This window comes from Exiguobacterium sp. BMC-KP, from assembly GCF_001275385.1.
Classification (GTDB): domain Bacteria; phylum Bacillota; class Bacilli; order Exiguobacteriales; family Exiguobacteriaceae; genus Exiguobacterium_A.
Window position 1 is genome coordinate 1,096,350 of the sequence record NZ_LGIW01000015.1, and the last position, 9,433, is coordinate 1,105,782.

A 9,433-nucleotide genomic window follows, 5' to 3' on the forward strand; every position below is an offset into this window, starting at 1 on the left:
GTAGCTCCTTCTATGTGTGGGATAGGTCATTCTGGTTTGCGTTTGATCGGGAAGTCGTACTTTTCGCGAAAACGAAGAAGTGTACTGTCCGAGATGCCATGTTTCCGTGCAATCTCCGTATACTTTAGTTCACCCTGTGCTAAGTCATCCGCGAGTTCGAGTTCGTTTATATCAAGCGTGCGATAGTTTGTCGGGCGCCGTTCAATCTCAGCATCGTCCATCCAGGTTCTCAAGACTTCGCGATCCACTTTGAGCATCTTGGCAATTTTATCGAGCGACTTCTTTTCTAGCTCGTACCAGACGTAGAGTTGTTCATCCGTCGGTCGTTTATCTTCACTCGGGCGCTTGTAGTCACCGACGTTTACTTCCATCACCCTGCACCACTTGGTGACCGTCGCAGGAGAGACGCCGTAGTGTGCCGCGACGTCGATTCCTTTTCCCAATCGATCAAATTGTTCCAAGAAATCGGAACGGTCAGGCATGGGCACCCACTTCGGTACAGGGATTTCGAATTGCTTGATCAATTTCTCGATATGGTAGCGATCGACTCCCGACCATTCGCTGTACTGGCGAATCGAGATGTTGCGATCGATGAGGTAATGCTTCAACTCGGAAGCAGATGGAACATACATGACGTTCTCCTTTCTAGTCGTCTAGCTAAGTGACGGAGCGATGAAGTTTAAATCAAACAAGAACTTCCCATTCTCCGTTAGAAATCGCTTTGAACGGGATATAATCGATTGTTCCATCACTCACGTATTGCACTTTGAAACACATTCTTGGCTCAAGGTTTTCTGGTGTATATTGAACCAGTGATAAGACTTTTGGATTTTCCTGATCGTGTCTAAAGTTATAGTGATGAAGTGATTTCAAATACATGCATTTTCCTCCTCGGATTTATAGTTTAATCGCGTCCAGCCAATCCACCGCGCACCCGTTCGTCGCTGCGATCTCTACCCCGGACGCCTCGAATGTCGCGAGCGGAATCGATGCCCGGTTGCTGTATTTCGTCCAGCCGTCCCACGCCTTCAGGAACGCGTCTGGCGGGAGCAGGTACATCTTGCCTATGTCACTGAAGCGGACGAGCAGGAAGGTGGTCGTATGAAGCTTGTCGAGCGTGCGGATCGTCTCCGCCTGGTGCGCCTTGATGTTCTTCAGCGGGAAGCTCTTGCCCTTCGTCTGCTTGGCTTCGAAGAACACGCCCCGTCCGCCCTCTAGCGTCCCGAAGTAGTCGAGTCCGTTCGCTTCGGCGTAGATGGTCTTGATGATCTTGCCTGCGTTGCCCCGGATCGTCTTGACGCCCGGCTCACTCTTGAAGATGAGCGCCTTGCCTTGCAGCTTGTACACTTGGTTCGCTTGCGTGATCATCGTCTCGAATTCTTTGCCTGCCCGTTGTGATGCTCTTGCCATCGTGTCCAGCCATCCTTTCGTAATGCGTCGTATTCGTGTGCGTAGAAGTTGCCATACTGCCACGCGCGTTCCGTGCACCCGTCCCCGCGTTTCTCGAGCTTGTACAGCGTCACGCCCCGTAAGAGATGCGTCCGCTTCACACCCGGTGCAGTCCGCGCCATCCGCGTACCTCCTGCTCCTTCTCGACGTAGCGCCGTGTCTGGGTCTGCCGTGCCTCCAAGGTCGTCGCGAACGGTGTCCAGCCCGTCATGCGGTAGTAGTTGAGCGCGTCGCGGTAGCTGAGTTCCCGGTGCGTGCCCTTCTTGATGTTGTAGACGTCGTACTTCGTGCCGAGTGACAGTTGCAGGTCGCCCCGGATGAGCACGATCCGTCCGCTGTACTGGCTGAGGTAATCCGTCAACTGCTTGAACTGCTTGACCTTCGTCATCTTCATCTGTGTCATCCCCCGTATTCGAATATGAGTGAGTAGAGTGTCGTCTTCGGCAATTCTTGGTCGTACACGGCGATGAGCGTCCACCCACGCCCTGTGAAGTCTCGTACGATGGCGTCTCGTCGTGTTTCGCCTCTGGCGCGTCGAAAGGTCCGTTCCCCAATCGGTGGCGTCAGCTTCGAGCGAGGACTGGGTTTTCGACGCATTCGAGGCGACGACGTAGCCGCGCATTCTCGCTTTGCAGCCGCAAGTTCTCGACGAGCAACTCCTCGTACGTCTTCTGCTTTTTTGGCATCATCGGTGCCTCCAGGAGCGGGTCCTTGATGCCGGTGCCTTCAATCTGGATCTCGACGACGCCCTCTTGTTCGAGCAAGCCATACACTTCCGAGACGGTCATGCCGAGTGCCTTGCCGATATAGGCGAGCGAACGGCCATCCGTGTAGAGCGTGAGGGCGGTGCGTCGTCTGCGTTTGATCTCGCGAGCGTCCGGGTTCATAGAACTTCCTCCTTATGCCAGTTGCGTCCGTATTTTGTGATGACGTCACGTTGTAAGTCTCGAAATAATCCTCTGCTGTGTTCAAGATCGCGTTGAAGTCTTCGCACGGTAGCATTCATTGTGTCGACGTAGCTGGATCGACCAGATTTGTACAGTTTGTCTGCTTCTCTAGAAAGTGATCTTAAAAGTGACATCATTAGGACATCCTCACTCACTAGCGGTATCTGGCGAATCGCGCGCTTTTTACTTTGTGTTCCGATATATACGCCGACATGCTTCGGGATTTCATCTTTTACTTTTTGATACAGTTCATCCGTCATTACATAGTAGTTGTAGTGCCCACAAAAACTATTTTTGGCTTTACTCCGGAAATCAGATACAGAAACTTTAATCTCGTAGCATCGGAAGATTCCTTTTGAATCGAGCGTCATATAATCTACTCGCTCATTTCCGCCGATACCGATCGTGACTTCGTAGCAACAATAAATCCCCAGCTTCTTTGTAGCCGTGTAGATGTCTGTTTCAAGCCGTACCGTCTCTTCTGTCTTAGCCAATAGTTACTCCCCCGCTCTTCATCGCATTTCCTCCTCGATGACGAAGCGGACCTCCGTCTGTTTGATCAGCTTGCCGTCCTGCTCGACGACGTCGAACTTCGTCTTGATGCGGGCGTTGTCGATCTGGTGGGCGACGTAATGCACCCATTTGTCCTTCGCGGTGTTGCGCGCCTCTGCGATGGCGTCGGTCATGTCCAGTTCCTCCTTCGATAGTTGGGCGATCGTGTAGCGTTCCGAGAAACCGTCCTCCTCGATCGTGACGGCGACTTCTTGCGTACTCTCGACGGCATCGGTGAGTCCGAGTAAAGTCAGTCGCTTGTCGAGCGCGTCATACGTCGTCTTGAGGGCGACACGGAGTTGTTGCTTGGTCTTGCCTTCCTTCACCATCGCGACGAGCATCTCGTCCGTCACACGCGGTTTGCGTCCTTGTTTGACGGGTGGCTTGTTCGCTGCTTGGTCACGCTTGATGCGTTTGACACGACTCGACAGCGTACCGGGCGTCAGGTCGAAGTCCTTCTCGATGGCGTGGCGGGTCTCGCCGTCAGCCAGACGACGAATGATCTCGTCGTCGGTGATCAGCACGGTCTTGCGGTCGGTGTTGCTCCGCTTGATCGGGGTGACGTTGCTGGCATCGATGATGGCTTGGACGCTTGCGACGGTCAGGTTGTCCGTAGCGGCGATCTGTTCAGCGGTCATGCCGCGTTCGTAGCGTTTCAGGATCAATTCGGGTGTCATGGGCGATCCTCCATTAAAATCACGACTTTCCCATTTTCATGAGCCGCTGCACTGACGATGCGAAGCGCTGGGTGAATGTTTTTCTTGAACTCATGGAGCGTCCCGTTGTGAAAATGTTGGATTGGAATGCGGTTGTCCTGACGCGGGTCTTCATGCGGAGTGATACGTTCGCATCGCGCTAAAATAAGTTCATACGGTTTGTGTTCGAAAGCGTATTCGACCTTCCAGTCCGTCCGGTAGTCCCACTCGCTGATTTTTAAATCGTGGACTGTCTCCTCACCCAAATAACGACTAAATACTTTCAATTCGCGATCAATGATACGTAATCCGATAGTCCGTGAATCAAGCTCTGTATACGCTTCTTCAAACTCACCCTGCAATAGTCCGTCAATAACTTGTCCGGTTGTTAACATACTTTCTCCCCCTTAAAAATTCAGTTTTGCCAGTCGGTAATCGTCCCCGTACATCTTCACGACTTCAGCGTCGTCGAGGATGCGGGAGAAGTTCCGTTGCCCGATCCGTGCCCGTAAGTCTGTACCTTTCAGGTTCGTCGTGTAGATCGTCGCCTTGCCGAGCCGAGCGTCGAGTACCTGGAACAGGACGTCGTTGCTGAACGTGTCCGTGTCGATCGTCGTCTTGCTGCTGTCCGTGTACTTGATTTGCTCCGCCCCGATGTCGTCTAAGACCAGGAGCGTGACGTCCGCTAAGCTCGTGATGATGTCGTCCTGTGACCCTTCGTTGCCGAACGTGCCCTTGATCTTCGTCAGGAGACGGGGAAGCGAGATGAAGACCGCGCTCTCGCCCTGCTCCTTGACCGCATTGACCGCCGCCATACTCAGGTGACTCTTTCCCGTCCCGTAGCTTCCAGAGACGAGGAGCGTGCCTTTGAGCGTCTGCGTGAAGTGTTCGAACTTCCGCTTCGCTTCTGCGAGCTCGGGTGACGTCGGTGCGTATTGTGCAAACGACGCATGCATCAGTTTCTCGTTGATCGTCGAGCCAGAAGAAAACGTGTCTTCGAGCTTGCGCCGGATTATCTGCCGTTCGTTCTCGATTGCTTGTCTTGCGATGGCGAGGTCTTCGCACTTGCAGCCTTTGACGGCTTCGAAGTATTCCCCAACCTTCGGACCGAACGCGTATTGCTGGCGGACGACCTCGATCTCCTGCCCGCATCCTTGACAGGTACGGCGGGCGACAATCTCTTGCGTGAGGTCGGCTTGGGTCAGTCGTGTGATGGATTGCATGGTCTCGCCTCCTAGAAGGGAAGTTCTTTCCCGAATGATGGATCGTACTGACTGTGGTCTGGTGTCGCTGAGGTGCGGACGACGTGCGTCTCGTTCAGGTAGCTTTCGAACTTCGTCCCGAACAAGGTCTCCGGTCGAATGAACTTGCTCATCTTCGGATCGTGCGTCCAGTCGCGGATCTTGTTGTCGATGACCTTCTTGAAGTCGTCTAGGGTGAAGCCGTCTTTGATGCGTGCGTTGATGTGGCGACGAGCGGTCTTGGAGGTGGCTTTGTATTTCTTACTCGCCTTCATGTTGAGGTAATAGATAATGTCATGAGCCAACGTCGAGTCTTGCTCGACAATGGTTTTATTAGGTTCATCATTATTAGTGGAATCATTATTAGTACAATCATTATTAGTAGTGTCGGATTTACCGTCCGCGGATTCTCCGTCCGCGGGTTTTCCGTCGACGGATTTCCAGTCAACGGTGGGTTGTGGCGTTTCATATAGCCACATCTCCACTGTCGCGAAGGTCCCATCCGACTTCTTTGATTGTCGTTTGACGAGGTAGCCGAAGGTCTGAAGTTCTCGCATCGTCTTGCGGATCGAGTCGCGACCGTTCGTGAAGTGTTTCTGTAGTTCTGTTTCGTAGAAGACCCAATCGTCGGGCATGGACATCATGTAGGAATGGAGTCCCTTCGCCTGAAGGGAAAGACGGCTATCATGTAACACCGTCTTATCCAGCGAGACGAAGCGACCAGCTTCCTTCTTAGTTCTGACTGCTGGCATGCTGTTCACTCCTTAGTCGGGCAAAGCTCGTAGTATAGTTTCTGCATCAATTCATAGTGTCGACGGAGTAGGTCGTAACGATTGATATACACGTCGTACTTGCTGACCTCTCCGAAGCAAAGTGTCGTCACTTGTGCCATTTGAGAAGGGATGACATGAATGTTTTCAACCTGTTTCTGCTCATCCAGTCTTACGCAGATGTAGAAGTCACAAGTCGGTTGCTTCTTGTTCGTGGCGAATGTGACGACACGGTTTTCACCCCGTAGCATGTAAGAAGAGCCGACCTTCACATCAACCTTCGTTGTACCGTTCACCAGTAAGTCGTAAGGATGCTTCGTGCTCATCTGTTCAACCTCGAATCCGAGATCCAATAAGATTTGCTCGATGTATTCCTCATAGTCGTTACCAGTGTTCGTTTCTGACTTTTTGTTATCCAGACCAAGTTTTTTCGCCCATCCTCGATATGATCCGTGTTTGCAAATCGCGTTGTGAAGCGCTTCGTCTTGCGTCACTTCTCTTACTTGCGCTGATGATGGCATGTAATCAATTTCGAGAGAGCGAACGACTTCTAGAATCGCTCGTTCAATTCGTTCATCCGTCCAATATCTTGTCTTACCTAAACGTCGCTCGTTCAAAATGGAAGCTCCGATTCCGACAAGTCGAACGGTACATCGTTGCGACCGTTATTGCTGAATGGATCAGCGCCGAATCCTGCTGGTGCTTCCTGCTTCGGTGGAGTCGTCTGCGGTGCTGATGCGCCGTCCTTCTTCGATTCGAGGAACCGGACATTGTCTGCGACGACCTCTGCGCGATATCGACGTTGCCCGTCCTTGTCCTCGTAGCTGCTGATTTGTAAGCGACCCTCGACGCCAGCGAGGGAACCTTTCTTCAAGTACTGGGCGACGTTCTCAGCTTGTTTGCGCCATACCGTGCAATCGATGAAGTCTGTCTCTTTCTTGCCGTCCTGCCCTGTGAAGGGACGGTCGCAAGCGAGGGTGAAGCGTGTGACGGCGATTCCTGATTGTGTATAACGCATTTCAGGATCACGTACTAATCTGCCTACTAATACAACTCGGTTAATCATGATGTTGCCTCCTCAAATGCGTTTTTAAGTTGTTCACGTTCTAACTGGACTTTCAGGAACTCTTCGTGCGTCAGTTCTTCCAGTTGTTCTTCCGGTACGTCGTGGGCGTGGTCCCAAGTCAGATAAAAATCGTCAGCGTAGTGGAAGTGACGCATACCTGAATACTGAGAGAACCCTGACATGAAGAGGATGACTCCGATGTTTTCAACGTTTACCGAATATTTGGAGACAATCTCGGCGAAAGATTTCGCTAACTCTTTTCCTACCTTCAGATTCATTTTTGGAGTGTAGCCGTTCGCTTTTGGATGTGGTCGGAATGTTTTCTGTTTCTCTTGATCCAGTGCCTTAAACGCTTCTGGCGTGATGACGAGTTGTTTCGGTGATTTGAAGTATTCCTTCGATGTTTCGATGCCTAAAAGTTCACTCACTTCCTTGTGGACATCAAGCCATTTAGAATCCGCTTCGTAGTTTGCCTTGAACCCTTTATATAGAAAGCTGTCTCGTTCTAACTTTGCGTATCGCGTCATGTTTTATCTCCTCCCGAGCGCCCTTAGCGGACGCTCTTTTCGTAGTCTTGGTGGTGCAGGGCGTTCTCGCGTTCTTCTTCTAAGCAGACGTCACAGACGAGCTGTCCGAAGACGTCGCGGTCCCCGCCGAACGGAATCATCTGCTGGCAACGGGAACACTCTTCTAGCGTTTCGTATTCGTCCATCATCTTCATGCCGATTCCTCCTTGTTCGCCTCAGCCGCTTCTTTCTTCGCGTTATCGATCCAACTTTCGAGACCGCCTTTCATCTTGACCGCCAAGTCGCGTTCGAGTACTTTTTGTCCGTCCCAGTTGACGGTTTCAAGGACCTTCTCACGGGAGACACTTCGTAACCCTGCGAAGAGGTCGACGAGCTTGTTCAGCGTTTCATGTTCCGCCTTCGTCGCCATGATCGGCTTCGGTGGCGTCGGGTTCTTCGAGGCGTTGTCGTTCGCCCCGTTTGCGTCGTCATCCGTCTCACTAGCGATGCCGAAGATGGAAGAGAGCGTATAGCGTCGAGCGTAGGTGATGGCTGACCCGACGGCTTGCGGGGTCGCCTTCTGTCCGATCGGGAGCAAGAGCGGTTCGAACTCGATCCATTCACCCGATTCGTGCATGAGGAGCGTCTGGACGCCTGCCTTGTCGTTCTCAGTCACTGTGGTCTGGATGTAGCTTAGACCGTGCTTAGGAGCCGTCTCTGCGATGCTGTCGACCACGTTGTCGAGTGGGACGTAGGTCGATTTGAAGTGCGGGTTCTTCGCCGACTTCTTCGGCTGGGTCACGTCCTTCTGAAAGGCAGCGAGTGCCTTCGCGATGCTTGCGATGGAGTCTGATCGTTTCATGTCCGTTCCTCCTCTAGCAGATGCGGATGTTCATAGACATTGCCGACTATTTTGAATTGGAGCGATTCCGAAAAGGCTTCGGTCGGGTAGTCGAGATAAAATTCATAGAAGTCTTTCAGATTGAACCGGTAGTCGTCCCAGATGACCAAGAAGTTTTTATCAGCAAATTCGAGAATGTCACCTTCATAAATCTCGACGCCGTTCTTGTCTTTTTGTCCGGTGTATTGCATGTATTGCAGATGTTCTAATTTCGGGAACCAATCTTCTCCAAGGTCATAACCCACGAATGAACCACCACTGCAAAGTTCGAATTGGACATCTTCTTCTTCTCCGATGAAGTACATTCGGTCTTTCACGTTGTCCCAAGCTCGAAACTTAATCTCTCTCATGTCCGTTCCTCCTTATTTGATTTGTAGGTTCGCCTTCGTCACCAGCTGGGCGCCGGCGATGACTTCCCCTGCCTTGAGCGCTTTGCTGATCGCTGTCTTGTCGGGATCCGTCGTCGTCTTCGTGCGTAGGAATCCGACGGGCAATGCTTCAGCGTCCGTGATCTCGACGCTCGTGCTCTTGCGGTAGGACACCGTGTACAGCGTCGTCTCGAGCTTCTTCAGGTCCGCGACGTTCAGGCACTCGTCGACGTATTCTTCGAGCCGCTTCGCCTTCACCTCGCGCAACTTGCGGCGTTCAGCGAGCCGTTGTTCCTCTGCCTTGAGCGCGGCGGCTTCGTTGAGGAGATGCTGGCGGAAGTGGAGCACGCTCTCGACCTTGCCTTCGAGGGCTTCGTCGAGTGCTTCGAGGGTGTCCGCGATGACGTCTGAACCCTGCATGTCTTCGAGGTCGAAGGAGGCGATGGCGTTCAGCAGTTGTTGCTTCTGTGCGGAGAGTGCGTATAGGGTTGTCATGTCCATTCCTCCTGTGGCACGTCTTCGATTGGGATGCATTTTTCGAGTTCGTCATAGTCCGATGAACCAACTGCCGCTTGGTTAAATTTCACGTTAACGACTGATGCAAAAGGCGTTTCAATCGCTTTCATGAATTCAGTGTCGAACCCAACTTTGTGCCATGTGTCGTTAACATCTTTAAATGCTCCGACCCACTCATCCGGTCGTGCCAACATCTCAGCGCGGACGTCGAACGGCTTTTTGATGTACCAATGTTCTTCGATGACATCGTTAAACATGATTGACGATGGCGAACCGTTATCTTCTCCACCTAAGAAGTAATGCAGTGTAAAACCTTTCATACAGTAAGTGCGACCTGTCGAGCTGAATACATGTTCTCCATCCAACCATTTCGCAATAGCTTCTTGCCAACTGATTTCCTTGAATCGTTTCATGTCCATATT

20 protein-coding genes are annotated in these 9,433 nt (G+C 52.0%); all 20 read right to left on the bottom strand.

Going from position 1 to position 9,433, the window contains the following annotated elements:
* Window positions 1-26: 26 nt before the first annotated feature.
* On the bottom strand, window positions 27-632 hold the full coding sequence (locus tag ADM98_RS11540) for a hypothetical protein (protein ID WP_053453648.1): 606 nt from the start codon (window positions 630-632) through the stop codon (window positions 27-29).
* Between the two features lie 52 nt (window positions 633-684).
* Window positions 685-879, bottom strand: coding sequence for a hypothetical protein (locus tag ADM98_RS11545; protein ID WP_053453649.1), 195 nt, complete (start codon window positions 877-879; stop codon window positions 685-687).
* A gap of 18 nt (window positions 880-897) precedes the next feature.
* On the bottom strand, window positions 898-1,368 hold the full coding sequence (locus ADM98_RS11550) for a Holliday junction resolvase RecU (RefSeq protein ID WP_160315944.1): 471 nt from the start codon (window positions 1,366-1,368) through the stop codon (window positions 898-900).
* Window positions 1,365-1,571: a hypothetical protein gene (locus ADM98_RS17255; RefSeq protein ID WP_152910977.1), complete on the bottom strand. Its 207-nt coding sequence runs from the start codon at window positions 1,569-1,571 to the stop codon at window positions 1,365-1,367. The genes ADM98_RS11550 and ADM98_RS17255 overlap by 4 nt, the downstream gene beginning before the upstream one ends.
* Complete coding sequence (locus ADM98_RS11555) at window positions 1,547-1,843, bottom strand: hypothetical protein (RefSeq protein ID WP_053453651.1); 297 nt, start codon at window positions 1,841-1,843, stop codon at window positions 1,547-1,549. The genes ADM98_RS17255 and ADM98_RS11555 overlap by 25 nt, the downstream gene beginning before the upstream one ends.
* Window positions 1,844-1,848: 5 nt before the next feature.
* Window positions 1,849-2,046: a hypothetical protein gene (locus ADM98_RS17260; protein ID WP_152910978.1), complete on the bottom strand. Its 198-nt coding sequence runs from the start codon at window positions 2,044-2,046 to the stop codon at window positions 1,849-1,851.
* A complete protein-coding gene (locus ADM98_RS11560) occupies window positions 2,013-2,336 on the bottom strand; it encodes a hypothetical protein (RefSeq protein WP_053453652.1) in 324 nt (107 codons plus the stop codon). The genes ADM98_RS17260 and ADM98_RS11560 overlap by 34 nt, the downstream gene beginning before the upstream one ends.
* Window positions 2,333-2,890, bottom strand: coding sequence for an MmcB family DNA repair protein (locus tag ADM98_RS11565; RefSeq protein ID WP_053453653.1), 558 nt, complete (start codon window positions 2,888-2,890; stop codon window positions 2,333-2,335). The genes ADM98_RS11560 and ADM98_RS11565 overlap by 4 nt, the downstream gene beginning before the upstream one ends.
* Before the next feature lie 18 nt (window positions 2,891-2,908).
* The gene (locus ADM98_RS11570) at window positions 2,909-3,625 is read right to left on the bottom strand and encodes a hypothetical protein (protein WP_053453654.1); all 717 of its coding nucleotides are present in this window, start codon (window positions 3,623-3,625) and stop codon (window positions 2,909-2,911) included.
* Window positions 3,622-4,038, bottom strand: coding sequence for a hypothetical protein (locus ADM98_RS11575; RefSeq protein ID WP_053453655.1), 417 nt, complete (start codon window positions 4,036-4,038; stop codon window positions 3,622-3,624). The genes ADM98_RS11570 and ADM98_RS11575 overlap by 4 nt, the downstream gene beginning before the upstream one ends.
* Before the next feature lie 12 nt (window positions 4,039-4,050).
* A complete protein-coding gene (locus tag ADM98_RS11580; RefSeq protein ID WP_053453656.1) occupies window positions 4,051-4,866 on the bottom strand; it encodes an ATP-binding protein in 816 nt (271 codons plus the stop codon).
* 11 nt (window positions 4,867-4,877) lie between these two features.
* Window positions 4,878-5,519: a conserved phage C-terminal domain-containing protein gene (locus tag ADM98_RS11585; protein WP_160315945.1), complete on the bottom strand. Its 642-nt coding sequence runs from the start codon at window positions 5,517-5,519 to the stop codon at window positions 4,878-4,880.
* Between the two features lie 122 nt (window positions 5,520-5,641).
* Complete coding sequence (locus ADM98_RS11590; RefSeq protein WP_053453658.1) at window positions 5,642-6,271, bottom strand: hypothetical protein; 630 nt, start codon at window positions 6,269-6,271, stop codon at window positions 5,642-5,644.
* A complete protein-coding gene (locus ADM98_RS11595; RefSeq protein WP_053453659.1) occupies window positions 6,268-6,720 on the bottom strand; it encodes a single-stranded DNA-binding protein in 453 nt (150 codons plus the stop codon). Before ADM98_RS11595 ends, ADM98_RS11590 begins: the two co-directional genes overlap by 4 nt.
* On the bottom strand, window positions 6,717-7,247 hold the full coding sequence (locus ADM98_RS11600) for a hypothetical protein (RefSeq protein ID WP_053453660.1): 531 nt from the start codon (window positions 7,245-7,247) through the stop codon (window positions 6,717-6,719). The genes ADM98_RS11595 and ADM98_RS11600 overlap by 4 nt, the downstream gene beginning before the upstream one ends.
* A gap of 23 nt (window positions 7,248-7,270) precedes the next feature.
* On the bottom strand, window positions 7,271-7,441 hold the full coding sequence (locus ADM98_RS17395) for a hypothetical protein (protein WP_160315946.1): 171 nt from the start codon (window positions 7,439-7,441) through the stop codon (window positions 7,271-7,273).
* Window positions 7,438-8,088: an ERF family protein gene (locus ADM98_RS11605; protein ID WP_053453661.1), complete on the bottom strand. Its 651-nt coding sequence runs from the start codon at window positions 8,086-8,088 to the stop codon at window positions 7,438-7,440. The genes ADM98_RS17395 and ADM98_RS11605 overlap by 4 nt, the downstream gene beginning before the upstream one ends.
* The gene (locus ADM98_RS11610; protein ID WP_053453662.1) at window positions 8,085-8,477 is read right to left on the bottom strand and encodes a YopX family protein; all 393 of its coding nucleotides are present in this window, start codon (window positions 8,475-8,477) and stop codon (window positions 8,085-8,087) included. Before ADM98_RS11610 ends, ADM98_RS11605 begins: the two co-directional genes overlap by 4 nt.
* A 12-nt stretch (window positions 8,478-8,489) precedes the next feature.
* The gene (locus ADM98_RS11615; RefSeq protein ID WP_053453663.1) at window positions 8,490-8,990 is read right to left on the bottom strand and encodes a siphovirus Gp157 family protein; all 501 of its coding nucleotides are present in this window, start codon (window positions 8,988-8,990) and stop codon (window positions 8,490-8,492) included.
* The gene (locus ADM98_RS11620) at window positions 8,987-9,430 is read right to left on the bottom strand and encodes a hypothetical protein (protein ID WP_053453664.1); all 444 of its coding nucleotides are present in this window, start codon (window positions 9,428-9,430) and stop codon (window positions 8,987-8,989) included. The genes ADM98_RS11615 and ADM98_RS11620 overlap by 4 nt, the downstream gene beginning before the upstream one ends.
* Window positions 9,431-9,433 lie beyond the last annotated feature (3 nt).

Bases quoted from the DNA above. Each gene is read 5' to 3' on its own strand.
- ADM98_RS11570 (WP_053453654.1), bottom strand. From the start codon at position 3,625: ATGACACCCGAATTGATCCTGAAACGCTACGAACGCGGCATGACCGCT.
- ADM98_RS11585 (WP_160315945.1), bottom strand. From the start codon at position 5,519: ATGCCCGACGATTGGGTCTTCTACGAAACAGAACTACAGAAACACTTC.
- ADM98_RS11555 (WP_053453651.1), bottom strand. From the start codon at position 1,843: ATGAAGATGACGAAGGTCAAGCAGTTCAAGCAGTTGACGGATTACCTC.
- ADM98_RS17395 (WP_160315946.1), bottom strand. From the start codon at position 7,441: ATGAAGATGATGGACGAATACGAAACGCTAGAAGAGTGTTCCCGTTGC.
- ADM98_RS11595 (WP_053453659.1), bottom strand. From the start codon at position 6,720: ATGATTAACCGAGTTGTATTAGTAGGCAGATTAGTACGTGATCCTGAA.
- ADM98_RS11610 (WP_053453662.1), bottom strand. From the start codon at position 8,477: ATGAGAGAGATTAAGTTTCGAGCTTGGGACAACGTGAAAGACCGAATG.
- ADM98_RS11545 (WP_053453649.1), bottom strand. From the start codon at position 879: ATGTATTTGAAATCACTTCATCACTATAACTTTAGACACGATCAGGAA.
- ADM98_RS11580 (WP_053453656.1), bottom strand. From the start codon at position 4,866: ATGCAATCCATCACACGACTGACCCAAGCCGACCTCACGCAAGAGATT.
- ADM98_RS11550 (WP_160315944.1), bottom strand. From the start codon at position 1,368: ATGATCACGCAAGCGAACCAAGTGTACAAGCTGCAAGGCAAGGCGCTC.
- ADM98_RS11615 (WP_053453663.1), bottom strand. From the start codon at position 8,990: ATGACAACCCTATACGCACTCTCCGCACAGAAGCAACAACTGCTGAAC.
- ADM98_RS11540 (WP_053453648.1), bottom strand. From the start codon at position 632: ATGTATGTTCCATCTGCTTCCGAGTTGAAGCATTACCTCATCGATCGC.
- ADM98_RS17260 (WP_152910978.1), bottom strand. From the start codon at position 2,046: ATGCGTCGAAAACCCAGTCCTCGCTCGAAGCTGACGCCACCGATTGGG.
- ADM98_RS11600 (WP_053453660.1), bottom strand. From the start codon at position 7,247: ATGACGCGATACGCAAAGTTAGAACGAGACAGCTTTCTATATAAAGGG.
- ADM98_RS11605 (WP_053453661.1), bottom strand. From the start codon at position 8,088: ATGAAACGATCAGACTCCATCGCAAGCATCGCGAAGGCACTCGCTGCC.
- ADM98_RS11560 (WP_053453652.1), bottom strand. From the start codon at position 2,336: ATGAACCCGGACGCTCGCGAGATCAAACGCAGACGACGCACCGCCCTC.
- ADM98_RS17255 (WP_152910977.1), bottom strand. From the start codon at position 1,571: ATGGCGCGGACTGCACCGGGTGTGAAGCGGACGCATCTCTTACGGGGC.
- ADM98_RS11620 (WP_053453664.1), bottom strand. From the start codon at position 9,430: ATGGACATGAAACGATTCAAGGAAATCAGTTGGCAAGAAGCTATTGCG.
- ADM98_RS11575 (WP_053453655.1), bottom strand. From the start codon at position 4,038: ATGTTAACAACCGGACAAGTTATTGACGGACTATTGCAGGGTGAGTTT.